This is a genomic window from Micromonospora sp. NBC_01739 (assembly GCF_035920385.1).
In the GTDB taxonomy this organism is placed as follows: Bacteria; Actinomycetota; Actinomycetes; order Mycobacteriales; family Micromonosporaceae; genus Micromonospora.
Map to the genome: position 1 here is coordinate 2114644 of NZ_CP109151.1, position 26501 is coordinate 2141144.

The window sequence follows — 26501 nt, forward strand, 5'->3', positions numbered from 1 at the left end:
CTCCGCGCGGCGGCACCTTAAAACCGGTTGTCCCGCCGGGCGGGCTGCGCCAGGGTGGGCGCATGACGTACTGACGGATCGCACCCCGCCGCGCCGAGACCCCTCCGCGCCCCCTCGTGCCCTCATCCACCGTCCGTGCCTCCTCATTCTCCTCGGGAGAGAAATCCTTGTCTGAGCTGCACCTGCGGCAGTCGACGCTGCCCGCCTCCGACCCCGCCACGATCAGCGTCTTCGCCTCACCCACCAGTTGGATCGAGTCCGAGGCCCACACCCAGTGTCGTCAGGTAGCCGCCCTCGACGGCATGATCCACGTCGCCGCCATGCCCGACCTGCATCCGGGCAAGGGCGCCCCGATCGGGGCCGCGATGGCCTCCCGGGTGCTGTATCCGTTCCTCGTCGGATCCGACATCGGCTGCGGCATCGCGGTGTTCCCGATCCGGCTCAAGCGACCCGTACCGGAGAAGCTGGCCGCCCGGTTCCCGGACCTGGACCGGCCGCTGAATCCCGACCTGGACGCCGACGATCCGGCCTGGACGGTGCTGACCGGCGAGATACCCGCCGGCCACGTCGAGGGCCTGGGCACGGTGGGCCGGGGCAACCACTTCGTCGAGCTGGCCCGGATCGGGGCGGTGCTCGACCCGACCCACGCCAGTCGTCTCGGGCTGGCCGCCGATGACCTGGTGCTCGTCGTGCACTCCGGTTCCCGAGGGCTGGGCGAACGAATCCTGCGGGAGCACACCGAAGGGCACGGCGCGGGCCCGGCCCCGGATCCACAGGCCTACCTGGCCCGACACGACGAGGCCGTACGGTGGGGTGCGCTGAACCGTCGGCTACTGGCCGCCCGGGTCGCGTACGCCCTGGGCGCCGCGCCGACCGAGCCGATCGTGGACCAGTGCCACAACCTGGTGGAGGTACGCGACGGCGGCTACCTGCACCGCAAGGGTGCGGCACCGGGTGACGGCCGGGACGTGCTGATCGCCGGCACCCGGGGTACCCCCTCCTACCTGGTGGCCGCGCACGCCGGTCCGGAGGCGAACTACTCGGTGGCGCACGGTGCGGGACGGAAGATGTCCCGGGCCGACGCGCTGCGTCGGGGGCGGGCCAAGCACACCGTCGAGGAGCTTCGGCGTACCCCGGTGGGGTCCCTGGTGGTGTGTGGCGACCGCCAACTGCTCTTCGAGGAGGCGCCGGGGGCGTACAAACGGATCGAGCAGGTGATCGCGGACCTGGTCACGCACCGGTTGGCCACCCCGATCGCGACCACCATTCCCCTGGTCACGTACAAGACGGCCGACCTGGCGGCCGGGTCGCGGCGCGACGAGCGACGGCGGCGGGGCCGGCGATGAGGGTACGTCTGCTGTTGTCGGCCGGACGCGGCCCGCAGGAGTGCGCCTGGGCGCTGGCCCAGCTGCTGCGACGCCTGGAAGCCGAGGCCGCACGGCGGCGGCTAGGGGTGCACCGGGTCGACACGGTCGCCGGTGACCGGCCCGGCACCTACCGCTCGGTGCTGGTGGAGATCGACGGCGCCGGTGCCGAGGGCTTCACCGCCTCCTGGACCGGCACGTTGTGCTGGCAGGCACCCAGCCCGTACCGGGCCGGGGTGGGTCGGAAGAACTGGTACGTCACCGCCCAGCCCTGCCCGGCGGACACGGAGGCCACCTCCTTCGAGGAGTCCGAGGTGGAGGTCGTCGCCTGCCGCACCGGCGGGCCCGGTGGTCAGCACCGGAACAAGGCCAGCACGGCGGTACGGGCGACGCACCGCCCGACCGGGTTGGTGGTCGTGGTCGACACCGAGCGGCAGTTCAGCCTCAACCGCCGGATCGCGCTGCGGTTGCTGCGGCAGCGGCTCGCGGACCGGGACGAGAGCGCGGTACGCGACGCCACCACCGCGCGGTGGCAGCTGCACGACCGGCTGGTCCGCGGTGACCCGGTCCGGGTCGAACGCCCGTAGTCACCCGACGTCGCCCCAGGCGGCCTCGACCAGGGCGGGAAGCACCCGGGCGGCCGGGCCACGCAGGTTGATCTCACACACCGGGTCCAACGGGGTCGGTTCGGGATTGACCTGGATCACCGTGGCGCCGGACCGGGCGGCCAGGTGCGGGATCTCCGCGGCCGGGTACACCAGGCCGGAGGTGCCGACGGTCAGCAGTACCTCGCAGGAGGCGGCGGCCTCGGCGGCGGCTTCCAGGGCCGACTGCGGCAACGCCTCACCGAACCACACCACGCCCGGCCGGACCGGCGCCGAGCAGCGGTCGCAGCGCGGCGGGGGCAGCCGCCGTCCCTTGGTCGGCTCGTGCGGGGCGGGGGTCGGTGCCGGGTGGGCGCAGGCGGAGCAGCGGGGGGCGAACAGGCTGCCGTGCAGGTGCAGCGGGTCGGTGGAGCCGGCCCGCTCGTGCAGGTCGTCCACGTTCTGGGTGACCAGCACGGTGTGTGGGGCGTGGGTCTCGATCGCGGCCACGGCCAGGTGCCCCGGGTGCGGTCGGGCCCGCGCGACGGCCGCGCGGCGCCACTCGTACCAGCCCCAGACGAGGGCCGGGTCGGCCTCGAAGGCCGCCGGGGTGGCCAACTCCTGGGGGTCGTAGCGCTGCCACAGGCCGGTGAGGGTGTCGCGGAAGGTCGGCACCCCGCTCTCGGCGGACATGCCCGCGCCGGTGAAGACCACCACCCGCCGGGCCCGGCCGAGCAGCTTCGCGGCCTGCGCTGTAGCCGTATCGGTCATCCGTCGAGACTATCGGCGCTCGGGTCGCTCGCCGGGCTCGCCTACAGTGTCGGATCACCCAGTACCTCGCGACGCGACGACGATCGGGAGGACCGTTGCGCCGGATGCCTTCGTTCGAGCCGCACCACTGGTTGCTGCTCTCGTACGTCACGGTCATCTTCGGTGTCGCGATCTGGATGGCCGTCCTCGCGGTCGACTCGTTCCGGGCGACGTACGGCGGGGTGGCCGGTGCGGTGACCGTCGAGGACTGCGTGTACGCCGACACCGAGGACGGATCCCGGTGGACCTGTTCCGGGCCGTTCGTCTCCGCCGACGGCGCCGTCCGCATCGACGCGGTGAAGCTCACGCCCCGCCACGGCGACCCCCTCGAAGACGGTGTGACGGTGACGGGACGGGTCAGCAGCCCTACGGCGGACACTCTGCACACCGACGGCCGGTTCTGGATGTGGGGAACCGGGTTCACCGTCCTCTTCCTCGGGATCGGCGTCTACTCCCTGCGTTCCGCCCTGCGAATCGAGCGCGAGGTGGCGACGCCGCCGGTCGATCCCGAACTCGCGGCGATCTCCGCACGGGCCCGCGCGTTCCTCATCGAGTGGGAACACGTCCTCGCGCCGTCGGCCCCGGCAGCCGCAGCGCCGCCACCGGTGTCGATCGTCGACGGACCGAAGCGGGCGAACCTCACCGTCGGGAAGGTGCTGATCGGCTGGCTGCTGCTGGTGCTGACCATCGCCGGCACGGTGTGGCACCTGATGGAGTGGGAGCGCCAGGAGGTGGCGTCGTTGACCGGGCAGGCCCTGGGCACGGTCACCGGGGCCCGGCTCGGCGCGGAGGACCGGATCGAGGTCGCCTACCACGACGCCACCGGAGCCGAATGGCGGGTGCGGTGGAAGCCGGTGGACCCGGACAGCTACCGGGAGGGCGGCCAGGTGCCGGTGCGGTACGACCCGGCTCAGCCGTACGCGGTGATGCCGGCCTATCCCGAATTCTTCGAGATCGAGCCGCGAGGGCGGGAGGTGCTCGTCCATCTGGTGCTGCTGCCCGGGTACGTGTTGGCCTGGGCGTGGACGTGGCGGCTCGGGCGCTGGCTGCTCGGCGCGCGGCGTCGTGGTCGACCGGCCGAGGCCTGGGTCATGGTGGCGCAACGGCACTGGGGCATCGAGCCGACATCGTTCTGGCTCGAACTACGCGACGCCGACCGGATCTGGTACCAGCGGATCGTCTGGGATCGCCGGCTGGTGCGCCGGCTGGCCGGTGACCCGGCCGGCGGTGCGCAGCTGCCGCTGAGCGTCGAGCTGCGCCGCTGCCCAGGGTTGCGGCGCATGTACCTGGTCGACGTCGCCGGGGTGGGGCGGCTCTGGCCGGCGAGCACCGCCCGTACCCGACCGCGCCGTAACTACCAGCTGAGCCCGGTCGAGCTCCACTTGTTCGGCCTCGCCGAGCCGACGGGCAGACACCTGGCGATTCTGCTGGCGTTGACCGTCCTGGCCGGAGGCGGTTGGCTGCTGGCCGGTCCGGCCACCGCCGCCTACCTGCTGGCGTTGATCGGTGGCTACCGACTGTGGGGTGGTGGCGCACCCTGGCGCGGTTTCTACGCCCTGCGCCGCTGACGTCGCTTGGTGCCCGGCCGGATCACTCGGCCAGGATCTGTTCGCGCAGGATGTCGGCGTGCCCGCAGTGCTGGGCCAACTCCCGCAGCACATGCAGGTACACCCAGCGCAACGGCAGCGGGCCGCGCCGGTTGCCGTACACCAGGTCGTCCAGGTCGAGCGGCGCCGTCGCTCGGCGGGACCGCATGCAGGTCTCCCGGTGTTCTCGCTGGATGTCGGCGATGGTGTCGGAGTCGTCCAGGATGAAGGACTCGTCCGGTGTGGCGGGGATGCCGATCCCGTCCCGCGACCGGCAGTTGACGGCCTCGTCGAACCAGACCTTCTCCACGAAGGTCGCATGCTTGACCAGGCCCAGCAGGGTCGTGCGAGAGGACACCAGCGACCTGCGGGCCTGCTCCTCGGTCAGTCCATCCAGGCAGCCGCTCAGCGCGGCGCGGTGCTGATCGAGGAAGAACTCGAACTGAGCCCGCAGCGGCTCGTCCCGGATGTCGTCCATGGACGTCGGTAACGGAGATGCCATGCACGAAGCATCCCAAAACCACCCCACCCAACAGCAAGGCACCCCACCCCCCACCCCACCCCCACGCGCGATCTTGCAGTTTGGGTCGCTGAGAGTCAGGTCAAAAGCCGCGAATCGACGACCGGAACTGCAAGATCGCGCGTGGGGGTGGGGTGGGGTGGGGTGGGGTGGGGTGGGTCAGCCGCGCAGCAGCGGCAGCACCCGCCGGCCGAGCAGGTCGATGCCGGTACGCGGGGTGAGTCCGTGCGGGGTGCCGAACTCGACCCGACTCGCCCCGGCGTCGAACACCGCTGCCGCCTGCGCGGCGACCTGTTCGGGGGTGCCGGAGAAGGCGAACAGGTCGAGCAGGTCGTCACCGATCAGGGCACCGGCCTCGGCGTCCTCCCGGCGGGCCACATGCTCCTGGATCCGGGCCAGCAGTTCCGGGTCCACCTCGACGGTGGGGTCCAGGGCGGCGACCACCGCGAGATACATGGCCACCTCGGTACGGGCCACCCGCCGGGCCAGTTCCCCGTCCAGGTCGACCACGGTCACCGCACCCAGCACCACCCCGGTGCGGTGACCGGCCGCCTCGTCCAGCCAGGCCCGCATCGTCTTGGCCATGGCCGGGTTCGCCGAACCACCGACCTTGACCTCGGCGGCGTATCCGGCTGCGGACCGGGCGGTCTGCTGCCCCCAGGTGCCGACCAGCACCGGCACGTCGGGGCGGGCCGGGGTGTAGCGCAGGGCGGTGCCCGGGGCCAGGGTGAACTCCCGACCCTGGAAACCGCTGTCGTCGCCGGCCAGCAGTCGCCGGACGATCTGCACCGTCTCGGCGATGCGCCGCAGCGGCCGGGCCTGGGTCACCCCGACCTCCTGGAGCCAGGTGCCCCGGGCCAGGCCCAGGTAGGCCCGGCCGTGGGAGGCCAGGTCCAGGGCGGCCACCTGACCGGCGATCTCCACGGGGTGCAGGGTGAACGGGTTGAGGCAGGCCGCGCCGAGCCGGACCCGGCGGGTGTGCCGGGCGGCCACCAGCAGCGGGAAGACCGGCGGCTGGTACATCAGGTCACCGAAGACCGACAGCACGTCGAAGCCGTGCTGTTCGGTCAACTCGGCGAGTTCGGCGTACTCGTCGGCGGACTTGTCCGACTGTAGGCCGATGCCGACCAGGTGGTCGCCGGTCACGTCAACTCCTCGGTGGGGATCTGCCGCAGGTCGGTGCGTTCGATGCGCATGATGAGCCGCTCCTCGGGGTCCGGGCAGGCCACATGGCTGTCCTGGGCCATCCAGTCCCCCTCGGCCAGGGCCCGCTGCTTGGCGGGCAGCAGCGGCAGGCAGGCGGCCAGCGCGTACATGCAGAAGTGTTGGCCTTCGGGGAGGCTCAGCCGGCTGGATTCGGTCAGGTCGATGTGGTCACCGACCTTCATGCCGCAGACCGAGCGGCCCTCGATCCGTTCGACCACGACCCGCAGGTCGTACACCTTGGTGGTCGGTTCCTCGGTGCTCATCGGATCGCCTCCGCGTGGTGGTGCACGATGCGCCAGCCGGTGTGGTCGCGGCGCAGGACGTCGGTGACCCGGAAGCAGGTGTCCGGGCGGTCGTCGCCGAACCGGGCCCGCAGCAGGTAGCGGACCAGGCCGGTGTCGCCCCAACTCTCGGCGCGCATCTGCTCCGGTGCCACGCTGGCCGGAGCCGGGCCGGTGGCGGCGGCGGCCCGCCGGTTCCGCAGGTCGTCCAGGGCGGCCAGGCCGGTCAGCAGGTCGTCGGCGTCGGATTCCCAGATGGTCAGGTCGGGGTGCAGGTGGGCGTCGAAGGCGGGCCGGTCGCCCAGGGACCGGTACATGTCGCTGATGGTGCTGGTCAGTTCGTCGATGCTCATCGGGTCACTTCCGGCTCGGGTCGCGGGGGCAGGGTCTCGGCCAGGCGGGCGCGCAGGGGGTCCAGGCCCATCGGCCCGAGCGCCAGGGCGGTGTGGTGGAACCGTTTGCGGTCGAAGGCGGCACCGGCGCGACGTTCGGCGTCCCGGCGGGTCTGCTGCCACAGCCGGGCCCCCACCTTGAAGGCCAGGGCCTGGGCCGGCCAGCCCAGGTACCGGTCGACCTCGAAGCGGGCGGTCGCCGGGTCCAGCCCGGCTACCCGGGTCAGCAGGTCCACGGCCACGGCCGGGGTCCACCGGTCGGCGTCGGTGAATCCGTTGCCGGCCGGAATCGGCAGGTCGAGGTGCAGACCGAGGTCGATGACGACCCGGGCGGCCCGCCACATCTGCCCGTCGAGCATGCCGAGGCGTTCACCGGGGCCGGCGAAGAGGCCCAGTTCGTCGGCGAGGCGTTCGGCGTAGTGGGCCCAGCCCTCGGCGTACCCGTGCACCTGGCACAGGTGGCGCTGCCAGGGATGCAGCTCGGCGGTGGTCAGGGTGATGGCGTGTTGCAGGTGGTGACCGGGCAGCCCTTCGTGGCAGAGGGTCCCTACATGCCGCCACACCGGCACGCTGGACTGGCCCGGGGGCACGGACCACCAGATGGCACCCGGGCGGGTCAGGTGGGCGTCCGGCGGGGTGTAGTACATGACCCCGGAGGCGGCCGGGCTGATCCGGCACTCGACCTGGCGGGTGGCCGCCGGGATGTCGAAGTGGGTGCCGTCGAGCTGGTCGGTGAGCAGGGCGGTGCGCTTGCGCAGCCACTGTTCCAGCAGCGGTCCGACCGGCACCCGCCCGGCGGGGTCGGCGTCCAGGGCGGTGCGGGCCGTGACCGGGTCCGGGTAGCCGCAGTCGACCGCCGCGATGTGCAGTTCGGCCTCGGTGCGCGCCAGCTCCTCCCAGCCGTACGCGTACAGCTCGTCGAGGTCGACCGTGGCGCCGAGGAAGGCGCGGGAGGTCACCTCGTACAGCTCCCGGCCGACACCGTCCACATCGGAGGCCATCGGGGCCAGTTCGGTGCGCAGGAAGGCGGCGAACCCCTCGGTGGCGGCGGTGGCCCGGCGGGCCCCTTCGCCTAGCCGGTCGGCCAGCGGGCCGCCGGGGTAGCCGGCGATCAGGCGACCGTAGAAGTCCGTGGCGGTCCAGTCGGCACACTGCTCGGCGACCACCCGCACCTGCCGTCGGGCGGCCAGGTGGCCGCGCTGGGCGCAGTGGCGCAGGGTGGCGGCGTACTGGTCCAGGGTGGTGGGGAGCCGGTGCAGGTGGGCGGCGAGGTCGGCCCAGTCGGCGGCGGTGTTCCGGGGCAGGTTGTCGAAGACCTGCCGGGCCAGGTGGACCGGGGTGGCCAGGGGGGCCAGCAGCCGGGTGGTGAAACCGGCCTCGTGCAGGGCGATCTCGCTGTCCAGCCGCTCGGCCAGGGCACCGGCCAGGGCCCGCTGCGCCGGGTCCTGGGCGGTCGCCGTGGTCAGCGCGGCGGCGGTCCGCCGGGCCAGCGCCGCGCGAGCCTCGAAGGCCTCCGGGGAGAGGTCGGCCAACTGCGACTCCGGGGTGCCCCCGGCCGCCTCGGCGGCCTGCGGGTCCAGGTGGGCCAGCGCGGCCAGGTAGTCGTCGGCGACCGCACCGACGGCGGTCATCGGGATGTCCGGGTACGGCCGTGGTCGTCGCGGTAGACGACCCCGCCCTTCATGACCGTGTGCAGGGTACGCAGGGCGGACACCGACCGGGTCGGGTCGTCGCGCAGCACCAGCAGGTCGGCGTGTTTGCCGGCGGTGAGGCTGCCCAGCCGGTCGTCGGCGTCGAGCCACTGGGCGGGGCGGATGGTGGCGGCCTTCAGGGCGTCCGCGACCGGCATCCCGGCCTCCACCATGAACTCCAACTCCCGCACGGTGGCGGTGGTCTCGTCGTAGCCGGCGTGCGGCGGCATGTCGCTGCCCAGGGCGATCGGCACCCCGTTGCGGATGGCGTGTTGCAGGCTCTCCCAGTGCCGAGGGCCGGCCCCCAGGGCCCGCTCCATCAGCCAGCCGGGCACCCCGGAGTCGCGGAAGAACTGTTCGCAGCGGCTGACCACGATGGTCGGGACGTACCAGACGTCGCGTTCGGCCATCAGCCGGGTGACCTCGTCGGTCAGCTCGTAGCCGTGCTCGACGCAGTCCAGGCCCAGTTGGACCGCCCGGCGTACGGTGTCGGCCGGGCCGGCGTGCGCGGTGACCTTGCGGCCCCAGTCGTGGGCGACCTGGATGACGGCGGCCATCTCGTCGTCGAGCAGTTGCGGGGTGTCGATGGCCTCGTACTGGCCGGCGATGCCGCCGGAGATGCACACCTTGATCAGGTCGGCGCCGGCCCGGATCTGGGCTCGGGTCAGTTTGCGGAACCCGTCGGCCCCGTCGGCCTCCAGGGCGTCGGCCTCCCAGCCGTGGCCCCCGGTGCAGCAGAGTGCGTGCCCGGCGGTGAAGATCCGGGGACCGTCCACCGCACCGGCCTCGATGCCCTTGCGCAGCGCGAAGTCGGCGTAGCGGCCCTCGCCGACCAGTCGGACGGTGGTGACCCCGGCGTGCAGGGTGCGCCGCGCCGAGTCGGCCATCAGCAGCACCAGTTCGGCCAGGTTGGACCGGTGCACCTGGTCGGCCAGGTGACCGGGCAGCCCCAGGGAGAGATGCACGTGCATGTTGGTCAGGCCGGGCATCACCACGTCACCGCCGAGGTCGACCACCCGGGCGTCGCCGGCCTCGGCGAGCACCTCGTCGACCGGGCCGACGGCGCGGATCATCCCGTCGGCGCCGATCCAGATGCCCCGGTCGGACTGGAGGTGGTCGTCGATGCCGTCGTAGAGGGCGAGGTTGACCAGGACCTGTTCGGTTGCGTGATGCATGGCGGCGTCCTCAGTGGGCGGCCACGGACGGGGCCGTGGTGGGGTCGTTGAGCCAGCAGGCGGCGCTGCGTCCGCCGAGGTCGAGGTGGGGTGGCTGGTCACCGCAGGGGGCGAAGGCGTGAGCGCAGCGGGGCCGGAACCGGCAGCCGGTGGGTGCGTTGGCCGGGTCGGGTACCTCTCCGGCGAGGGTGGCGGGCAGCCGGGGGGTGGGGCCGATCTGGGGCACCGCGTCGATCAGGGCCCGGGTGTAGGGGTGGCGGGGGTCGCGCCACAGGTCCCGGGTGGGTGCGGTCTCCACGATCCGGCCCAGGTACATCACCGCGGTGACGTCGGCGATCTCGTGGACCAGGGCCAGGTCGTGGGAGATGAAGAGCATGCCCATGTCGAGTTCCCGGACCAGCCCGACCAGCAGGTTGACCACCTGGGCCTGGGAGGAGGCGTCCAGGGCGGTCACCGGCTCGTCCGCGATGATCATGCGGGGTTGCGGGGCCAGGGCCCGGGCGATGGCCAGTCGTTGCCGTTGCCCGCCGGAGAACTGGTGCGGGTAGCGGTCGGCGGCCTCGGCGGGCATGCCCACCCGGTCGAGCAGTTCGGTCACTCGCGCCTCGCGGGCCGCGCCGGTGACCGTCGCCGGGATGCCGTCGCGCAGTTGGGCGCCGATGGTGCGCCGGGGGTTGAGGGAGGCGTACGGGTTCTGGAAGACCATCTGGAGACCGATTTCGGTCTCCGGTCTGCGCCGCCAGCCCAGCGGGGTGATCGGGCGGCCGGCGAAGCTGACCTCCCCGGCGCTCGGCGGGGTCAGCCCGACGGCCACCCGGGCCAGCGAGGACTTGCCGCAGCCGGACTCCCCGACCAGGCCGACGATCTGGCCGGGGGCCACCTGAAGGTCGACCCCGGCGACCGCCTGGACCCGCCCGCCACCCCGGGCGCGGTACTCCACCTGCACCTGACTGATCCGCAGCAGGTCGCTCATCTCGCTGCCACCTCCAGGTGTGGGCGGACCACGCAGGCCACCGACCGGTGCTCACCGGCCGGGGCCAGGGGCGGTGGAGCGTTGCCGCAGGCGGGTTCGGCGTACCCGCAGCGGGGTTGGAACGGGCAGCCCGGCGGGGCCTGGCCGGGTGCCGGTGGGCCGCCCGGGATGGGCCGCAGGGTACCGACGGCCTGGGTGCCGTGCGGGCGGGCGCCGAGCAGCGCCGCAGTGTACGGATGGGTGGGTGCGGTGAGCAGGGACCCGGTCGGGCCGGTCTCCACCACCCGCCCGGCGTAGAACACGTAACCCCGAGTGGTCAACGCGCTGAGCACCCCCAGGTCGTGGGTGATGAAGGCGACGGCCAGGCCGGTCTCGGCGCGCAGCCGGTCCAGCAGGGTGAGAATGCCGGCCTGCACGGTGACGTCCAGGGCGGTGGTGGGTTCGTCGGCGATCAGCAGCCGAGGGCGGGCGGCCAGGGCGATGGCGATGGCCGCCCGTTGCCGCATTCCGCCGGAGAACTGGTGGGGGTAGGAACGCAGGGCCCGTTCGGGGTCGGGGATGCGGACCTGGTCGAGCAGTTCCACCGCCCGCCGGTTCGCGGCCCGGCGGTCCATCCGCAGGTGCACCCGCATGTGTTCGGTGAGCTGCCGGCCGATGGTGAGCATCGGGTGCAGGGCCGCGGTGGGGTCCTGGAAGACCATGGCGATGCCCGCCCCCCGGACCCGCTGCCAGCCGCGCTGGTCCAGGCCGAGCAGGTCGGTGCCGGCGAACCGGGCGGAACCGCTGACCCTGGCACCGGCCGGCAGCAGACCCAGCAGGGTCTGGGCGGTGAGGCTCTTGCCGCAGCCGCTCTCCCCCGCGATGCCGACCAGTTCGCCCTCCTCGACGGTCAACGACACGTCGTGCAGGATCGGCAGTGGGCCGCGCGGACCGGGCAGGGTGACGGCCAGGGAGTCGACGTCGAGCAGCGGCGCCATCTCAGCGTCCCTTCGCGTAGCGGGGGTCCAGCCGGTCGCGCAGTGCGTCGCCGAGCACGTTGAACGCCATCACGACGGTGAGGATGGCCAGGCCGGGGAAGACGCTGACCCACCACATCGACAGGTCCTGGGAGCCGAGGGCGACCATCGAGCCCCATTCGGCGGCCGGTGGTCGGGGCCCCAGACCGAGGAAGGAGAGCGCCGCCAGCAGCAGCACCGCGTTGCCGAGTTCCAGGGTGGCCAGCACGATCGCCGGACCGATGCTGTTGGGCAGTACGTCGCGGCGCAGGGCCTTGACCGGCCCGACGCCGAGCAGCCGGGCGGCGTTGAGGTAGTCGTCGCCGCGCATGCTCAGCACGGCGCTGCGGATGACCCGAGCGTAGACCGGCCAGGAGACGATGACCAGGGCGAGGACGGCGTTGCGGGTGTTCGGGCCGAACGCCGCCGTCACCGCCATCGCGAGGATGATCTGGGGGAAGGCGAAGACCAGGTCGGTCAGGCGCATCAGCGCCTCGTCGACGAACCGGCCCAGGTAGCCGGCGAGCAGCCCGAGCAGGCCGCCGATCAGCAGGGCCAGGCAGACGATGGCCAGGGCCAGGGGGATGGACAGCCGGGCGCCGTGGATCACCCGGCTGAGGATGTCCCGGCCCAGGGAGTCGGTGCCGAACCAGTGGGTCGCCGAGGGTGGGGCGTACGCCTGCGGGCTCTGGGCCAGCGGATCGTAGGGGGCGATCAGCGGGGCGAACAGCGCCACCAGCAGCCATCCGCCGAGGATGATCAGGGCCACCAGGGCGATGGGTTGCCGCCAGATCGGCCGACCGGTCGACCCCCCGCGCAGCCGGCCCAGCCAGCGGCGTCGGTTCAGGGCCCGGTCCACCTTCGCATCTGGGGTCACCGGGTCCGGTGCGATCGTGGTCATGACAGCCGGATCCTCGGGTCGATGAGGCCGTACAGCAGGTCTACGGTCAGGTTGACCAGGGTGTAGACCAGTGCCACGAAGAGGCTGACGCCGAGGATCGAGGGCAGGTCCAGGGCGGTGGCGCTGCGGTAGGCGTACTGGCCGAGGCCGGGCCAGCCGAAGATGCTCTCCACCAGCACGGTGCCGGACAGCAGGGAGGCGAAGGCCAGGCCGGAGACGGTGACCACCGGCACCAGGCCGGCGCGCAGCAGGTGCCGGCGCAGCACCACCCGGGTCGGCAGACCCTTGGCGTACGCGGCGCGGATGTAGTCCTGCTGGAGCACCTCCAGCATGGCGGAGCGGACGAAGCGCACCAGCAGCGCCACCGTCAGGGAGGTCAGCACCAGCACCGGCAGGACCAGGTGCTGGGCGGCGTCCCAGGCCACGTCCCACTGCCCGGCCAGGGCCGCGTCGACGGTGTACATGCCGGTGACGGTGGGCGGTGGGCTGAAGGCGGTGGAGAGCCTTCCCCCGCTGGGGGCCAGGCCCAGTTTGTAGAAGAAGACGTAGAGCACGACGAGCGACAGCCAGAACGGCGGGGTGGACAGGCCCAGCAGGGAGCCCACCCGGACCAACTGGTCGGTGAACCGGCCGTTGCGGACCGCGGCGAGCATGCCGACGCCGGTGCCGATCAGCAACGCCAGCACCATGGTGGGGATGGCCAGTTCCATGGTCGCCGGCACGTACCGCACCAGGTCGTCCAGGACGGAGCGCCCGGTCTGCTGGGAGATGCCCAGGTCACCGGTGACCAGGTTGCCCAGGTACTGGAGGTACTGCGCCCAGAGCGGCTGGTCCAGGCCCCACTTCTCGCGGAAGGCGGCCACCGTGGCCGGATCGTTGAGGGCCTGGTCGGACAGGTTCGCCGTGACCGGGTCACCGGGCACCACGTTGACCAGCCCGAAGGTCACCACGGTGACCCCCAGCAGCAGGCCCGCGGTGATCGCCAGCCGCTTGGCCAGGAAGACCAGCAGGGGGTACGCGCGGCCCGGCCGGGGCCGGGCCGCGGTCGTGGTGACCGCGCCCGGCTCGCCGTCCTGCACTGTCGTCATCGGTGCTGCCGGCTACTTGCGGCCGACCGCGGCGACGTCGACCTGCCAGCCGGCCGCGGTGTAGTCCGCACCGGTCAGGTCGGCCGTGGCCACCACCGTGGAGGAGTTGCTGGCCAGCACGATGTACGGGGAGGACTGGTTCATCAGTCGCTGCCATTCCTGCATCGCGGTGGCCCGCTGGGCCAGGTCGAGGGTCTCGGTGACCTGCTTGCCGGCGGCCACGACCGCCGGGTCGGCCCGCTCCACCGTCCAGCCGGACCGCAGGGCGGTGGGCTGTCCGGGCGCCATGTTGTTGATCAGGGAGTCGGCGACCGGGTAGTTCAGGCTCTGCGGGGTGAAGCCCATCGGCATCTTCCCGGCGCGCATCTCGTCCAGGAAGGTGGTCAGCGGCTGCGGGTTCAACTCCAGGGTGATGCCGGCCTCGGCGGCGTCGCCCTGCACCTTGGTGGCCACGGTGCCGAGGTCCACCCCCTTGTAGGTGATGGCCGGGTAGCTGAACTTGACCTTGGGGTTGGTCAGGCCCGCCTCGGCCAGCAGCGCCTTGGCCTTGGCCAGGTCCCGGGTCGAGGCCTCACCCTCGGGCAGCGCGCCCGGGAAGGCGGGGGCGACCAGCCCGGCGCCCGGTGCGGCACCGGTGCCGTAGAGGGCGGCGATGCCCTGGTAGTCGATGGCGGCCCGCAGGGCCTGGTTGAACTTCGGGTCGGCGGTCACCGCGGACACGGCCGGGTCGGCGTTGAGGAACAGGAAGTAGACGGTGTCCTGCACCCCGGAGGTCTGCAGGGTGTCCGGCAGGCCGTCGAGCAGCCGGCCGGAGATGTCCAGGGAGATCTCGTTGGCCTCGGCCCGCTGCATGGTCAGCTTCTGGGTCTGCACGTCCATGTTGCGCAGCACGACCCGGTCGAACTTCGGCTTGTCACCCCAGTACTCGGGGTTGGCCTCCAGCACCACCTGGGACTCCGGCTCGTACGACTTGAGCAGGTAGGGGCCGCTGCCGATGGAGGTGGTGTCCAGGTACTGCTGGGCGGTGTCGCCCTGCGCGGCGTCCTCGCCGTCCTTGGCGCCGTTCTGCTGGGCGACCTCGGAGTTGATCACGGCGGTGGAGGGCATCGACAGCACCACCGGCACGTTGGGGTTGGGAGTCGCCGAGGTGACCACGACGGTGCTGTCGTCGGTCTTGCTGACACTCAGCTCGCTGACGGTGACCGCCGGGCTGGCCTTGAGGTTCTTCAGCCGGTTGAGGGAGAACACCACGTCGTCGGCGGTGAGCGGGCTGCCGTCGGAGAACTTCACCCCCTGGCGCAGCTTGAAGGTGAAGGTCTTGGCGTCCGGAGAGACCTCGTACGACTCGGCCAGGGCCGGGACCGGCTTGCTGACGTCCGAGCCCTCGAAGGTGAGCAGAGTGTCGTAGAGGGCGTGCACCGCGGTCAGGCCGGTGGCCTCGTACACCCGACCGGGGTCGAGGGTCTTGAGGACGAACGAGGTGTTGACGGTGAGGGTGGCCGCGCCGCCACCAGTAGCGTTTCCGCCACCGCCGCCGGCCGTGCAGGCGGTGGTGGAGATGATGGCCAGCGCCGCCAGAGCGGATGCTCCGACGCGAAGCCGGCGGGGGAACACCGACATGCTGTTCCTACCTTCGTACGGCGCGGTCCGGCGTGGGCCGCGAATTGTCAACGACCTGGGACGTGACGCCGGTGTCTCCGGTCGCGGTGTCTCGGGTTTTCAGGAACGTCGTCTCAGGGTTGGATGTAGCTGGACTCGCGTTCGTCCGGTTCCTGCCCGAACGAGGCGTGTATACCTACACCAAACACTGCCCGGATGTTGTTTGACCACCCTAGACAGGCCTGTATAGCTTGGTCAAACAATTTCAGCCACACTGTTATCGGATCGAGGTTCTAGATGCTCGGTGACCGGCTCCGCGACCTCCGACAGCAGCACTCCCTCACGCTGCGTCAGCTCGCCACAGCCGCCGAGGTGTCCCCCGCGCTGCTCAGCCAGATCGAGAACGGCGCTACCGACCCCAGCCTGGCCACCCTGCGGAAACTCGCCCAGGTCTTCGACACCTCGATCGCCGAACTGTTCTCCGAACCCGAGGCCCCCGCGGTGCACCTGAGCCGCGCCGGCACCCGCAGCCGACTGACCGCTCCCCCCGGCCAGATCACCTACGAACGGCTGACCCCGGGACGGGGGGACCTGGAGGTGCTGCAGGCCTACCTGGCCCCGGGCGACGCCAGTTCGGCCGAGCCCTGGGCCCACCCCTCCACCGAGTGCGCGATCGTCATCACCGGCGAGGTGGTCGCCGAGATCGGCGGGGAGAAGCACGCCCTGGCCGCCGGGGAGGCGGTCACCTTCGACTCCCGCCTGGCCCACCTCTACCGCAACGCCAGCGACGAGCCGGCCCACCTGATCATCGCGGTCACCCCACCCAACCCCTGAGAACCGGGGGTACGAGTCGGGCAGGGTGCCGCCTAGCATCGATGCACATGACCGATTCCGCCACCTTCGGCAACCCCGTCGTACCCGGCTTCCACCCCGATCCCAGCGTGTGTCGGGTGGGCGAGGACTACTACCTGGTCTGCTCCAGCTTCGAGTACTTCCCCGGCGTACCCATCTTCCACAGCCGGGACCTGGTGAACTGGCGGCAGATCGGCAACGTGCTGGACCGGCCCAGCCAACTGGAACTGCCGCCGGACACACACGCCTCCGCCGGCATCTACGCCCCGACCATCCGGCACCACGACGGCCACTTCTACATGGTGACCACCAATGTCACCACCGGCCGCCACCTGCTGGTCACCGCCACCGACCCGGCCGGCCCCTGGTCGGAGCCGGTCCACCTCGACGTGCCGCACATCGACCCCTCGCTGACCTGGGACGACAACGGGGACTGCTGGTTGACGGTGTCCGGGGTCGAGTCGTACCGGATCGATCCGGAGACCGGCGCGGTGCTGGAGGGTCCGGTGCCGATGTGGTCGGGCACCGGCGGGCAGTACCCGGAGGCCCCCCACCTGTACCGGATCGGCGACTGGTGGTACCTGCTGGTCTCCGAGGGCGGTACGCACACCGGGCACGCCGTCTCCATCGCCCGCTCGCGCAGCATCCGGGGCCCCTTCGAGCCCGGCCCGGTCAACCCCTTCCTGACCCACCGCAGCACGGATCGGCTGGTGCAGGCCACCGGCCACGCCGATCTGGTGCAGGCCACCGACGGCAGTTGGTGGATGGTGCTGCTGGGCATCCGGGCCAAGGGCCAGTGGCCGCCGTACCACGTACTCGGCCGGGAGACCTTCCTGGTGCCGGTGCGCTGGGTGGACGGCTGGCCGGTGGTGGACCCGGTGGAGGAGACCATGACCGCCCCGGCCGGTAGCCCACCCGCCCTGGCCGCACCGCCCGCTACCGGCGGTTATCGGGACGACTTCGACGCCACCGAGGCGCTCACGCCGGAGTGGATCTCGCTGCGGGAGCGGCCGAAGGAGAGCTGGTCGCTGACCGAGCGGCCCGGCTGGCTGACCCTGCACGCCACCGGTACGACCCTGGACCGGTCCGGGGCCACCCTGGTCGCCCGTCGGCAGCAGCACCACGACTGCCGGGCCGGCGTGCACCTGGACCCCGGTGCGGGACGGGCCGGACTGACCCTGCGCATCGACGAGGCCCACCACTACGACATCGAGGTCGCCGACGGACTGGTGCAGGTGATCGGCCGGGTGGGACCCTTCCGGCAGGTCTTCGGCGAGCTGTCGGTGCCGACCGGCCCGGTCACCCTGACCATCGCCACCCGTACCGATGACCTGCTCCCCCCGACGGTGACCGCCGCCGACCAGGTGACGGCCCCCGGCGCCCCCTTCGGGGTACGCCCGGCCGGCTGCGACACGGTCAGCTTCGAGGTGCTGACCGACACCGGGCCGGTAGTGCTCGCCGAACTCGACGGACGGTACCTGTCCACCGAGGTCGCGGCCGGTTTCACCGGTCGGGTGTTCGGCCTCTACGTCACCGAGGGCAGCGCGGCCTTCGACTGGTTCGACTACCGCCCGAGCGCCCGATCCTGACCGGCCACCAGTTCGCGGGCGTCCGCCTCGGGTGTGCCGGACGGACGCTCGCGGCGCAGGTGAAGCTGCTCCGGAGCGCCGGGCGACAAGCTCGGCGCCACCCGCACCGGCCGGTCGACGACCAGCAACCCGGCATCGGCGAGCCGGTGGGCTTCACCGCCGCCGGTCGCGGTCCTGCACGGCGGGGTGACGGGGGCGGCCGGTCAGGTCGTGGGCAGGCGCTGCGGCGTCAGCTTTCGGTGGGTTGGGCGGCGGTCGGCTTCGGCGGCCAGAAGGGCCACTCCTCGAAGGACGCGCACCGCCCGTCCTCGGCGAACCGCATGATCCACAGATCGCGGTACTCCTGGTCGACCGGGTCGCCGTACCGGACCTCCAGTCGCGCCACCGCGGTGTCGCCCTCGACCGCGACGACCTCGCTGGTCATCTGGAACACCTCGTCCGGGCCGTCCCGCTCGGCTTCCCACATCCGGGCTATCGCCGGCAGACCCACCACCGGTTTCCGGTACGGCCCCTGCCGGTAGCTCGCCTGCTCGGTGAAGATCGTGGCGAGCGCCTCCGTGCCCGGCGTACGCCAGGCCCGCTCGTAGGCCGCGATCCAGCCGGTCACCTGCTCCCTGTCCATGCCTGCCAGCCTGCCACCCCTCGCCTGTTCGACGCCGGTTCGGCGCGCTGACGGTATCCGAGCGGGTGGTTGGCCGCCGCAGCACCGAAAGGGCGTCGGCCGTGCGGGGAGATCCCCGCACGGCCGACGACCGGTGGTGGTGTGATCAGCTTGCGGTGCAGGACACGATCTGGGGTCGAGCCCCGGAGTTGCCGTTCATCATGGTGGTGAAACCGAAGGTGTTGCCGCTGCCGTTGGAGCGCATCGTCATCACGTTGCCGCTGCCGTCCCAGGTGGGGCTGCCACTCCAGGTGGCGGAGATCCGCTGCGGCGGGGTGATGTTGACGACCACGGACCAGTTGTTGGCTCCGCTGACCGTGACCGAGGTGTTGTAGCGGTCACCCCAGACCTGGCCGGGGGTCATCGTCGCGGTGCAGCCACCCGGGTTGGTGGGCGGCGGGGTGGTGCCGGGCGGCGGAGTGGTGCCGGGCGGCGGGGTGGTCGGGTCGCCGCCACCGGGGGCGGCGCTGTTCAGGGCGTTGAGCACCGCGGTGTAGGCGGCCTTCTTGTTGCCGCCACCGTCGAACAGCAGCGGGCTCTCGTTGGAACGCCACGAGTCGGAGTCCCGGATGCCCCAGACGGTGATGCCCTTGCAGCGCGGCACGGCCAGGCAGTCGTTCACCGTGTTGCGGTAGGCGTCGCTCGGCGCGTTGCGGATGTCCAGCTCGGTGATGTGCACGTCGACGCCGAGGGCGGCGAAGCTGGACAGGGTGGTGCGATAGTTGCTCGGGTAGTTCGAGCCACCGGTGAAGTGCGACTGGAGACCGACGCAGTCGATCGGCACGCCCCGCTGCTTGAAGTCCCGCACCATCCGGTAGACGGCCTGGGTCTTCGCGTCGTTCCAGTTGTCGATGTTGTAGTCGTTGTAGCAGAGCTGGGCGTTCGGGTCGGCCGCCCGGGCCGCCCGGAAGGCCGCCTCGATCCAGTCGCTACCGGTGCGCTCCAGGTTGGAGTTACGGCGGGCGCCGCTGGAGCCGTCCTCGAAGGCCTCGTTCACCACGTCCCACCACGCGATCTGGCCCCGGTAGTGGGTGGCGACCTGGGTCACGTGGTTGAGCATGGCGTTGCGCAGCTGCTGACCGGACATGTTGCGCATCCACTCGGGCTGCTGCGAGTGCCAGGCCAGGGTGTGGCCCCGGACCTGCATGTTGCGGCTGCGCGCGTGCTGGACGAGTCGGTCGCCGTTGCCCCAGTTGAACTGCCCCTGCTGCGGCTGGAGGGCGTCGATCTTCATCTCGTTCTCGGCGGTGACCTGGTTGAACTCGCGGTTCAGGATGTTCGTGTAGGCCGCGTCGTTGAGTCGGTTCACCGCCACGGCGGTACCGAAGTACCGGCCGCTCTGCGCTGCTGCGGCACCGAGGGTGGTCTCGGCGGCGCTGGCGTTGCTCGGCAACACCACCGCACCCGCCGCGGCCATCAGACCGACAGCAGACAGCGCCAGGGCCGCCCGCAGCCGTCTCGGCCGGCCGGGTGCTCGGGAATCCTTGCTCATCTGGTGCTCCTTCCGGGTCCGGTGGCCCGAGTGGGCAGCGTGAATCCGGACTCGCGGGTTAGGGACGATGCCCGCGATTCCCTGACAAAGGGATCGCATCGGCCTTACTGGCCGGAAGTATTACAGCGCGGTTTCACGTACGTCAATGACTTCCGGAAGTTTTTCGGAAGTTTCGACGTCGCCTACCCCACGGTTGACGACACCCGGAGAACCGGGTGCCGTCCGGCCGGCGCCGCGATCAGCCGGGTGGGCGCCGGAGTACTGGTGGAGGGCATGCCAGCCACCGGCCGGCGAGACTCCCAGCCGTACGGCCGGAGCTCCGGACGGTGCCGCACTCGTCTCCGACGAGCACCCCACGACCCGTGATCACCTGAACCTCCCTAGCAGGACGCCTCAAATGATCGACGTCCATCAATGACGATTCGGCGAATTCCGGCAGTGGAAGTGCAAATACCAATAAGGCTCTGAAGGCTTTCGGAACCGAGGCCCTCGCGCCCGCGGCACAGCCGGCCAGGCCGCCGACAAACTAGCCGTTCCGACAGGCGGGGGCCACCGATCCAACCCGGCCGACCACCGCCGGAGGCAGCGCCGTCGCAATGGCGACCACGTGATCAGCATTGACCTATTTCGATGCATGGGCTTACGATTCCGCAATCGTTCCCGCAAGTTCACCGGAAGTTCCGGCCGCGTTCGGCCGCTCGTCACTCGCGCACGGCACATCGCGTGGACGATGCCAGGCCGGCGCGGCAGCGACCCAGGAGGACGGAGAAGATGCCGCAGCTCGTCCTGTTCGCCATCGACATCTGCGCGGTGGTACTGCTCGTCTTCGGGCTCTATTTCCCACGCCACCGTCGTCGCGATCTCGTCGTCGCCTATCTGGGCGTCAACGTCGGCGTCCTCGCCGTGGCCAGCGCGCTGAGCGCCAGCAACGTCGGTGCAGGGCTCGGGTTGGGGCTGGCGCTGTTCGGCGTACTGTCGATCATCCGGCTGCGGTCGACGGAGCTCGACCAGCACGAGGTGGCCTACTACTTCTCCGCCCTGGCCCTGGGCATCCTCGGTGCGCTGAGCACCACCTCGGTCTGGCTCAGCGGCGGCCTGATGGGTCTCATCCTCGTGGTGATGTTCCTCGGCGACCATCCCCGGCTGCTCCGCCACTACCGGCACCAGATCATCGTGCTCGACTCCGCCGTCACCGATCAGGTCACGCTCGTCGCCCAACTGGAACAGCTGCTCGGCGCCCGGGTGCACACCGCCACCGTGCAACGACTCGACCTGGTCAACGAGACCACCCTGGTCGACGTGCGGTACTCGGTGCGGGGTCGAGGTGGCGCCCCGGTGGCGGCCGGCAGGCCGGCCCAGGCGGGAGCGGGTCGATGACCCCGATCACCGCTCCGCTGGCGGAACTCGCGCCGGTCGGGCTGACCGAACTCGTCGACCAGGCCGCGCTACAGACCCGCATCGACCGCAAGTACGTCGTACCCCTCGACGAGGTCCCGCACCTGCTGGCCCAGTTGTCCCCGTACGCCCGGGTGTTGGAGATCGATGGTGTCCGCGCCTTCCGCTACGAGTCGGTGTACTTCGACACCCCGGTGCTGGCCAGCTACCACTGCGCGGCGTACCGACGACGCAGGCGCTTCAAGGTGCGCACCCGCAGCTACCTGGATTCCGCGCAGTGCTGGCTGGAAGTCAAGATCAGTGGAGCGCGGGGCAGCATCACCAAGCACCGGTTGCCGTACCGGCCGCAGGACCGCGCCACCGTGCATCCCGGACGTGATTTCGTGCAGGAGGCGTTGGCACGCGAGGCGATCTGTCCGCCCTCGGGCAGCACGCTGGATCCGGTGCTCGTCACCACCTATCAGCGGATGACCCTGCTGCTGCCCGCCACGGCCAGCCGGGTCACCATCGACACCGAACTGACCTGGCAGGACGGCGACCGCACGCTGCGGCTGCCCGACCTCGCCGTGGTCGAGACCAAGACCAGCCGGGCCGCCTCACCGGCCGATCGAATGCTGTGGCAGCGGGGAACGCGGCCCGTCCGCATCTCCAAGTACGCCACCGGGCTGGCCGCCCTGCGCCCGGAACTGCCGGACTCGCCGTGGCGACGGACGCTACGCCGGCACTTCCGCGACAGCAGACCGTCGGCAGGCACCGCCCCATCCACCATCCCCCGATCCGTCCAGGAGGCATCGTGCGTCTGACCGCCCGCAGAACACGCATCGCAGCCGCCCCGGCACGCGCTATCGGCGGCGTCGTCGCCGCCGTGCTGGTCGCCGGACTGCTCGTCCCGGCACCGCCCCCGGCCGGCGCCGAACCAGCCACCGCCGGCATCGGCGACCACCCCGCCAGCGCCACGGCCGATGCCGTCGCGGCTGCCGCCGCCGACGACCTGGTCGGTGACATCACCTTCTCCGTTCCCAGCGGCACCTTCGCCGGCGAGGTCACGGTTTCGCTGGGCACCACCGTCAGCGGCGCCCAGATCCGCTACACCACCGATGGCCAGCTGCCCACCGCCGCGTCGACGCTGTACTCCGGCGCACCGCTGCGGCTGATCCGGACCACCCAACTGCGCGCCCAGGCCTTCGTCGGGCAGACCGCCACCGGCGCGCCCGGCACCGCCATGTACGTCGCCCGTAACACCACCACCGCCCACGACCTGCCGGTGATCCTGATCGACTCGTACGGCGCCGGGCGTCCCCAGCGGGACTACTTCGACGCCGCCACCATGATCTTCGAACCTGGTGGGGGCAGCACCTCGCTGGCCGCCGCGCCCACCGTGGCGACCCGCGCCGGGTTCCGGCTGCGCGGGCAGTCGTCGTCGAGCTTCGACAAGACGCCGTACCGGATCGAGTTCTGGGACAACGACGACGATGACGCCGACTACCCGGTGCTGGGCATGCCGGCCGACTCGGACTGGGTGCTGCGCGGCCCGTTCACCGACAAGGCGCTGATCCGGGAGGCGTTCGTCTACGACCTGGGTCGGGAGATGGGCCTGCCCGCCCCCCGGTACGCCTTCGCCGAGTTTTATCTGAACACCGACGCCGGACCGGTCGGCGCCGACGACTACATGGGCGTCTACATGATCGTCGAGACGATCAAGAACTCGAAGAACCGCCTCGACCTCAAGCAGTTGCGCGCCGACGACCGGACGCTGCCGAGGATCACCGGCGGCTACATCTTCAAATTCGAGTGGATGGCCGCCGAGGAACCGACCCTGCCGTGCACCGGCCCCGCCGCCACCTGCTGGAACTACCTGGAGGTCGCCGACCCGTCGCCGTTGCAGCCGGAACAGCGCGACTGGCTACGCAACCACATCCAGGAGTTCCACAACGTGCTGCGGGCACCGAACTTCGCCGACCCCACGACCGGCTATCGCGCGTACATCGACGTGGACTCCTTCATCGATCAGCTCATCGTCAACGAGCTGAGCCGGGAGATGGACTCGTACGTGCGCAGCGCGTACTTCTACAAGGACCGGGACACCAAGATCTTCGCCGGGCCGCTGTGGGACTACGACCTCAGCTTCGGGGTGGGTGGCTACTTCGCCAACGACCAGACCTCCGGCTGGCAGCACCAGCAGGGACGACAGCCACTGGCCAACGACTGGTTCACGCAACTGCTGCGCGACCCCGCCTTCGTCAACCAGGTCCGGCTGCGCTGGCAGACGCTGCGCCGCGGCCCGCTGTCCGACGCGGCGCTGCAGTCCCGCCTCAACGCGCTCAGCACGCCGCTGACCAACGCGGCACAGCGCAACTTCCAACGCTGGCCCAACCTGAGCACGCGGATGATCGGCCCGTTCATCACCCCGACCGCACCCACCTGGCAGGGACAGGTGCAGTACCTGCGGGACTGGATGCTGCGCCGCGCCGCCTGGCTGGACTCGACCGCCGGTTGGGGCGGCCCCACCACCACTCCCCCGCCGACCACCCCACCGCCGGGACCCACCACCCCACCGCCGGGCCCGACCACCCCGCCGCCGGGCGGTGAGGCCTGCACGGCGACATACGCGGTGACCAACCAGTGGACCGGCGGCTTCCAGGCCGAGGTACGCGTCACCGCCGGCTCGGCCGCGATCAGCAACTGGACGGTGACCTGGACCTTCGCCAACGGGCAGACGATCAGCCAGGCGTGGAACGCGACCGTCACCAGCCAGGGATCGGCGGTCACCGCCCGCAACGTCAGCTACAACGGCACCCTGGCCCCGGGCACCAGCACCACGTTCGGCTTCCTCGGCACGTTCGGTGGCACGAACACCGCCCCGACCCCGAGCTGCACGGCGAGCTGACCGGCCGATCCGTTCCTGGCACCGGGGCAGCCCGCTTCGGTGCCAGGAACCTCCGCTCCATCCTTGATCAGCTCGACCGGGGTGGATCACTCTCGCCGTGCTGCGGCAGCCTCTGGTCAGGTCGTCGGGACGAGGTCGGCGAGCAGTTGCTCGATGCGGGTCTTGATCTCGTCGCGGATCGGGCGCACGGCCTCGACACCCTTGCCGGCCGGGTCTTCAAGCTGCCAGTCCTCGTAGCGCTTGCCGGGGAAGACGGGACAGACGTCGCCGCAGCCCATGGTGATGACGACGTCGGAGGCTTCGACGGTGTCGTACTCAAGGAGTTTGGGGGTCTGGTCGGTGATGTCGATACCGACCTCGTGCATGACCTCGACGGCGGCGGGGTTGATGCTCTCCGCGGGGGCGGAGCCGGCGGAGCGGACCTCGACGGTGTCGCCGGCGAGGTGGCGCAGCCAGCCGGCGGCCATCTGGGAGCGGCCGGCGTTGTGCACGCAGACGAACAGGACACTGGGCTTGTCGCCATCGGACACGAAGCTGTTCCTTGTCGCTCGGGTGGGATCGGTTCGGGGTGTTGATCTCCTCGCGGGCGATGGCGAGGTCATCGCCCGCGGGGCCTGCCGGATCCGACAACATCCGGTGCAGGACCGCGCCGCGTCGTGGTCGTTGTCTCGGCGGGGAACAGGCGTCGGCGCAGGGCCAGGCTGACGTAGACCAGGGCGACCAGCACCGGGACCTCGATGAGCGGGCCGACGACGCCGGCCAGGGCCTGGCCGCTGGTGACGCCGAAGGTGCCGATGGCCACCGCGATGGCCAGCTCGAAGTTGTTCCCGGCAGCGGTGAACGCGAGGGTGGTGGTGCGGGCGTAGGTCAGGCCGATGGCCCGGCCCAGGGCGTAGGCGCCGGCCCACATGACCGCGAAATACACCAGCAGCGGCACCGCGATCAGCACGACGTCCCAGGGTTGCGAGGTGATGGCGTCGCCCTGTAGTGCGAACAGGATGACGATGGTGAACAGCAGCCCGTGGAGGGCGATCGGGCCGATCCTCGGCAGGAAGCGGCGCTCGTACCAGGTGCGGCCCTTCATGCGTTCGCCGAACCGGCGGGTGAGGTAGCCGGCCAGCAGCGGGATGCCGAGGAAGATCAGCACGTTGAGCGCGATGTCCCACCCGGAGATCTGCAACTCGGCGCCGCTGAGGTTGAGCCAGCTCGGCAGCACGGACAGGTAGAACCAGCCGAGCAGGCCGAAGGCCAGGACCTGGAACACCGAGTTGAGGGCGACGAGGACGGCGGCGGCCTCCCGGTCGCCGCAGGCCAGGTCGTTCCAGATGATGACCATGGCGATGCAGCGGGCCAGGCCGACGATGATCAGGCCGGTGCGGTACTCGGCGTGCTCGGCCAGGAAGATCCAGGCCAGGGCGAACATGAGGGCCGGGCCGAGGATCCAGTTGAGCAGCAGCGAGGACAGCAGCAGCCGGCGATCGCCGGTGACCGAGTCGAGCCGGTCGTAGCGGACCCTGGCCAGCACCGGGTACATCATGATGAGCAGACCGAGGGCGATCGGCAGGGAGATCCCGCCGACCGTGACCGCGTCCAGGGCGGTGTCCAGACCGGGGACGAGCCGGCCGAGCAGCAGGCCTGCGGCCATGGCCAGACCGATCCACAGCGGGAGGTACCGGTCGAGACGCGACAGCCGCGCGACGACCGCCGACGGTGCTCCGCCGGCCGGGGTGGCCCTCATGTCAGCAGGCCCGGAAGTTCTCGGAGTTGGCCCGGGCCTGCGCGGCCAGGTCGGCCAGGTGCAGCGCGGCACCCTGGAGGAGGTCCGGGACCAGCCGGTAGTAGGTGAAGCGTCCCCGTGGCTCGGCGGTCACCACACCGGCCTCGCGCAGCAGCTTGAGGTGTCCGGACACGTTGGGCTGCTTCGCCGCGGTCTCCGCGACCAGGTGCGAGGTGGTCGCCGGGCCCTCGGCGAGGATCTGCACGATCCGCGCCCGCAACGGATCCGCCAACAACCGCACCACATCAGGATTGGCTGATATCAGCGGATTCTGATGCGTTTCGGGTCGCGCAGGCGGTGGCGCGGGCGCCCCACGACTCGGGGTGCCGGTGTCGCCGGACAGCAGGTTGCCGAGCAGGTCCAGGACCTCCCGGCGGACCCAGTAGTAGACCCAGGTGCCCCGGCGTTCACTGTCGACCAGGCCGGACTCGCGCAGCACCCGCAGGTGGTGCGAGATGGTGGCCCCGGTGACCTCGAAGGCCTCGGTCAGTTCACAGACGCAGACCTCCGTGCTGGAGGCGATCAGGGACAGCAGCCGCAGCCTGACCGGATCACCCAGGGCCTTGAACAGCGGCGCCAGCTCGCCGGCCACCGGGGGCGCGAGAGGCTGCACCGCCAGGGGCGGGCAGCAGCCCGGCGCGGCGTCCAGCACGGGAAGGACAGACATGCGTCTAGCTTGACAG

At 71.3% G+C, this 26501-nt stretch carries 25 protein-coding genes and 1 pseudogene; 8 read left to right on the forward strand and 18 right to left on the reverse strand.

Going from position 1 to position 26501, the window contains the following annotated elements; all coding sequences use genetic code 11:
- Positions 1-167: 167 nt before the first annotated feature.
- Both OIE53_RS09460 and prfH read left to right on the forward strand, forming a co-directional pair.
- The gene (locus OIE53_RS09460) at positions 168-1346 is read left to right on the forward strand and encodes an RNA ligase RtcB family protein (RefSeq protein WP_327026223.1); all 1179 of its coding nucleotides are present in this window, start codon (positions 168-170) and stop codon (positions 1344-1346) included.
- A complete protein-coding gene (gene prfH / locus OIE53_RS09465) occupies positions 1343-1951 on the forward strand; it encodes a peptide chain release factor H (protein ID WP_327026224.1) in 609 nt (202 codons plus the stop codon). The genes OIE53_RS09460 and prfH overlap by 4 nt, the downstream gene beginning before the upstream one ends.
- On the opposite strand, the gene OIE53_RS09470 is transcribed toward prfH, so the two are convergent.
- Positions 1952-2719, reverse strand: coding sequence for an SIR2 family NAD-dependent protein deacylase (locus OIE53_RS09470; RefSeq protein ID WP_327026225.1), 768 nt, complete (start codon positions 2717-2719; stop codon positions 1952-1954).
- Positions 2720-2823: 104 nt separating this feature from the next.
- Between OIE53_RS09470 and OIE53_RS09475 the strand changes: the two genes are divergently transcribed.
- Entirely contained in the window at positions 2824-4326 is a 1503-nt protein-coding gene (locus OIE53_RS09475) for a hypothetical protein (RefSeq protein ID WP_327026226.1), read from the forward strand.
- Positions 4327-4348: 22 nt separating this feature from the next.
- Here the strand turns inward: OIE53_RS09475 and OIE53_RS09480 are convergent, their stop codons facing one another.
- The 11 genes from OIE53_RS09480 to OIE53_RS09530 form a co-directional block, all read right to left on the reverse strand.
- Positions 4349-4846 (reverse strand): DinB family protein, encoded by a 498-nt coding sequence (locus tag OIE53_RS09480; RefSeq protein ID WP_327026227.1) that lies wholly within the window; start codon positions 4844-4846, stop codon positions 4349-4351.
- Positions 4847-5023: 177 nt separating this feature from the next.
- Positions 5024-6010 carry an LLM class flavin-dependent oxidoreductase gene (locus OIE53_RS09485; RefSeq protein WP_327026228.1) on the reverse strand — a complete coding sequence of 329 codons (987 nt, stop codon included), beginning with the start codon at positions 6008-6010 and terminating at the stop codon, positions 5024-5026.
- Entirely contained in the window at positions 6007-6333 is a 327-nt protein-coding gene (locus tag OIE53_RS09490) for a TIGR04076 family protein (protein ID WP_327026229.1), read from the reverse strand. Before OIE53_RS09490 ends, OIE53_RS09485 begins: the two co-directional genes overlap by 4 nt.
- Positions 6330-6704 carry a nuclear transport factor 2 family protein gene (locus OIE53_RS09495; RefSeq protein WP_327026230.1) on the reverse strand — a complete coding sequence of 125 codons (375 nt, stop codon included), beginning with the start codon at positions 6702-6704 and terminating at the stop codon, positions 6330-6332. Before OIE53_RS09495 ends, OIE53_RS09490 begins: the two co-directional genes overlap by 4 nt.
- Positions 6701-8374, reverse strand: coding sequence for a DUF885 domain-containing protein (locus OIE53_RS09500; protein ID WP_327026231.1), 1674 nt, complete (start codon positions 8372-8374; stop codon positions 6701-6703). Before OIE53_RS09500 ends, OIE53_RS09495 begins: the two co-directional genes overlap by 4 nt.
- Positions 8371-9609 (reverse strand): amidohydrolase family protein, encoded by a 1239-nt coding sequence (locus OIE53_RS09505; protein ID WP_327026232.1) that lies wholly within the window; start codon positions 9607-9609, stop codon positions 8371-8373. The genes OIE53_RS09500 and OIE53_RS09505 overlap by 4 nt, the downstream gene beginning before the upstream one ends.
- A gap of 10 nt (positions 9610-9619) precedes the next feature.
- A complete protein-coding gene (locus OIE53_RS09510; RefSeq protein ID WP_327026233.1) occupies positions 9620-10582 on the reverse strand; it encodes an ABC transporter ATP-binding protein in 963 nt (320 codons plus the stop codon).
- A complete protein-coding gene (locus OIE53_RS09515) occupies positions 10579-11559 on the reverse strand; it encodes an ABC transporter ATP-binding protein (protein WP_327026234.1) in 981 nt (326 codons plus the stop codon). The genes OIE53_RS09510 and OIE53_RS09515 overlap by 4 nt, the downstream gene beginning before the upstream one ends.
- Position 11560: 1 nt before the next feature.
- Entirely contained in the window at positions 11561-12478 is a 918-nt protein-coding gene (locus tag OIE53_RS09520) for an ABC transporter permease (RefSeq protein ID WP_327026235.1), read from the reverse strand.
- The gene (locus OIE53_RS09525) at positions 12475-13566 is read right to left on the reverse strand and encodes an ABC transporter permease (RefSeq protein WP_327026236.1); all 1092 of its coding nucleotides are present in this window, start codon (positions 13564-13566) and stop codon (positions 12475-12477) included. The genes OIE53_RS09520 and OIE53_RS09525 overlap by 4 nt, the downstream gene beginning before the upstream one ends.
- Before the next feature lie 12 nt (positions 13567-13578).
- The gene (locus OIE53_RS09530; protein WP_327026237.1) at positions 13579-15186 is read right to left on the reverse strand and encodes an ABC transporter substrate-binding protein; all 1608 of its coding nucleotides are present in this window, start codon (positions 15184-15186) and stop codon (positions 13579-13581) included.
- Between the two features lie 276 nt (positions 15187-15462).
- Here OIE53_RS09530 and OIE53_RS09535 point away from each other — a divergent pair, with 276 nt between their 5' ends.
- Entirely contained in the window at positions 15463-15999 is a 537-nt protein-coding gene (locus OIE53_RS09535) for a cupin domain-containing protein (protein WP_327026238.1), read from the forward strand.
- Between the two features lie 47 nt (positions 16000-16046).
- Complete coding sequence (locus OIE53_RS09540; RefSeq protein WP_327026239.1) at positions 16047-17606, forward strand: glycoside hydrolase family 43 protein; 1560 nt, start codon at positions 16047-16049, stop codon at positions 17604-17606.
- 229 nt (positions 17607-17835) lie between these two features.
- Here the strand turns inward: OIE53_RS09540 and OIE53_RS09545 are convergent, their stop codons facing one another.
- Both OIE53_RS09545 and OIE53_RS09550 read right to left on the reverse strand, forming a co-directional pair.
- On the reverse strand, positions 17836-18228 hold the full coding sequence (locus OIE53_RS09545) for a YybH family protein (RefSeq protein WP_327026240.1): 393 nt from the start codon (positions 18226-18228) through the stop codon (positions 17836-17838).
- 145 nt (positions 18229-18373) lie between these two features.
- Positions 18374-19759 (reverse strand): endo-1,4-beta-xylanase, encoded by a 1386-nt coding sequence (locus OIE53_RS09550; protein WP_327026241.1) that lies wholly within the window; start codon positions 19757-19759, stop codon positions 18374-18376.
- Positions 19760-20530: 771 nt separating this feature from the next.
- Between OIE53_RS09550 and OIE53_RS09555 the strand changes: the two genes are divergently transcribed.
- From OIE53_RS09555 to OIE53_RS09565, 3 genes are read left to right on the forward strand one after another with little or no spacing between them, the layout of a single operon-like run.
- Positions 20531-21136, forward strand: coding sequence for a DUF4956 domain-containing protein (locus OIE53_RS09555; protein WP_203221366.1), 606 nt, complete (start codon positions 20531-20533; stop codon positions 21134-21136).
- Complete coding sequence (locus tag OIE53_RS09560) at positions 21133-21957, forward strand: polyphosphate polymerase domain-containing protein (RefSeq protein ID WP_327026242.1); 825 nt, start codon at positions 21133-21135, stop codon at positions 21955-21957. Before OIE53_RS09555 ends, OIE53_RS09560 begins: the two co-directional genes overlap by 4 nt.
- On the forward strand, positions 21948-24041 hold the full coding sequence (locus tag OIE53_RS09565) for a CotH kinase family protein (protein WP_442791385.1): 2094 nt from the start codon (positions 21948-21950) through the stop codon (positions 24039-24041). Before OIE53_RS09560 ends, OIE53_RS09565 begins: the two co-directional genes overlap by 10 nt.
- A gap of 116 nt (positions 24042-24157) precedes the next feature.
- Here the strand turns inward: OIE53_RS09565 and OIE53_RS09575 are convergent, their stop codons facing one another.
- The 4 genes and pseudogenes from OIE53_RS09575 to OIE53_RS09590 all read right to left on the reverse strand — a co-directional run.
- On the reverse strand, positions 24158-24571 hold the full coding sequence (locus OIE53_RS09575; protein WP_327026243.1) for an arsenate reductase ArsC: 414 nt from the start codon (positions 24569-24571) through the stop codon (positions 24158-24160).
- A 68-nt stretch (positions 24572-24639) separates the two neighbouring features.
- Entirely contained in the window at positions 24640-25779 is a 1140-nt protein-coding gene (gene arsB, locus OIE53_RS09580) for an ACR3 family arsenite efflux transporter (RefSeq protein WP_327026244.1), read from the reverse strand.
- Position 25780: 1 nt separating this feature from the next.
- Positions 25781-26062 carry an ArsR/SmtB family transcription factor gene (locus tag OIE53_RS09585; protein WP_327027134.1) on the reverse strand — a complete coding sequence of 94 codons (282 nt, stop codon included), beginning with the start codon at positions 26060-26062 and terminating at the stop codon, positions 25781-25783.
- A gap of 78 nt (positions 26063-26140) precedes the next feature.
- Positions 26141-26485: pseudogene (locus OIE53_RS09590) on the reverse strand (ArsR/SmtB family transcription factor); the annotation flags it as partial.
- Between the last annotated feature and the right edge of the window lie 16 nt (positions 26486-26501).

Coding starts and splice junctions, on each gene's coding strand:
- OIE53_RS09525 (WP_327026236.1), bottom strand. CDS start 13,566: ATGACGACAGTGCAGGACGGCGAGCCGGGCGCGGTCACCACGACCGCG.
- OIE53_RS09515 (WP_327026234.1), bottom strand. CDS start 11,559: ATGGCGCCGCTGCTCGACGTCGACTCCCTGGCCGTCACCCTGCCCGGT.
- OIE53_RS09510 (WP_327026233.1), bottom strand. CDS start 10,582: ATGAGCGACCTGCTGCGGATCAGTCAGGTGCAGGTGGAGTACCGCGCC.
- OIE53_RS09540 (WP_327026239.1), top strand. CDS start 16,047: ATGACCGATTCCGCCACCTTCGGCAACCCCGTCGTACCCGGCTTCCAC.
- OIE53_RS09500 (WP_327026231.1), bottom strand. CDS start 8,374: ATGACCGCCGTCGGTGCGGTCGCCGACGACTACCTGGCCGCGCTGGCC.
- OIE53_RS09545 (WP_327026240.1), bottom strand. CDS start 18,228: ATGGACAGGGAGCAGGTGACCGGCTGGATCGCGGCCTACGAGCGGGCC.
- OIE53_RS09495 (WP_327026230.1), bottom strand. CDS start 6,704: ATGAGCATCGACGAACTGACCAGCACCATCAGCGACATGTACCGGTCC.
- OIE53_RS09490 (WP_327026229.1), bottom strand. CDS start 6,333: ATGAGCACCGAGGAACCGACCACCAAGGTGTACGACCTGCGGGTCGTG.
- OIE53_RS09480 (WP_327026227.1), bottom strand. CDS start 4,846: ATGGCATCTCCGTTACCGACGTCCATGGACGACATCCGGGACGAGCCG.
- OIE53_RS09550 (WP_327026241.1), bottom strand. CDS start 19,759: ATGAGCAAGGATTCCCGAGCACCCGGCCGGCCGAGACGGCTGCGGGCG.
- OIE53_RS09470 (WP_327026225.1), bottom strand. CDS start 2,719: ATGACCGATACGGCTACAGCGCAGGCCGCGAAGCTGCTCGGCCGGGCC.
- prfH (WP_327026224.1), top strand. CDS start 1,343: ATGAGGGTACGTCTGCTGTTGTCGGCCGGACGCGGCCCGCAGGAGTGC.
- OIE53_RS09530 (WP_327026237.1), bottom strand. CDS start 15,186: ATGTCGGTGTTCCCCCGCCGGCTTCGCGTCGGAGCATCCGCTCTGGCG.
- OIE53_RS09560 (WP_327026242.1), top strand. CDS start 21,133: ATGACCCCGATCACCGCTCCGCTGGCGGAACTCGCGCCGGTCGGGCTG.
- OIE53_RS09505 (WP_327026232.1), bottom strand. CDS start 9,609: ATGCATCACGCAACCGAACAGGTCCTGGTCAACCTCGCCCTCTACGAC.
- OIE53_RS09475 (WP_327026226.1), top strand. CDS start 2,824: ATGCCTTCGTTCGAGCCGCACCACTGGTTGCTGCTCTCGTACGTCACG.
- arsB (WP_327026244.1), bottom strand. CDS start 25,779: ATGAGGGCCACCCCGGCCGGCGGAGCACCGTCGGCGGTCGTCGCGCGG.
- OIE53_RS09520 (WP_327026235.1), bottom strand. CDS start 12,478: ATGACCACGATCGCACCGGACCCGGTGACCCCAGATGCGAAGGTGGAC.
- OIE53_RS09555 (WP_203221366.1), top strand. CDS start 20,531: ATGCCGCAGCTCGTCCTGTTCGCCATCGACATCTGCGCGGTGGTACTG.
- OIE53_RS09535 (WP_327026238.1), top strand. CDS start 15,463: ATGCTCGGTGACCGGCTCCGCGACCTCCGACAGCAGCACTCCCTCACG.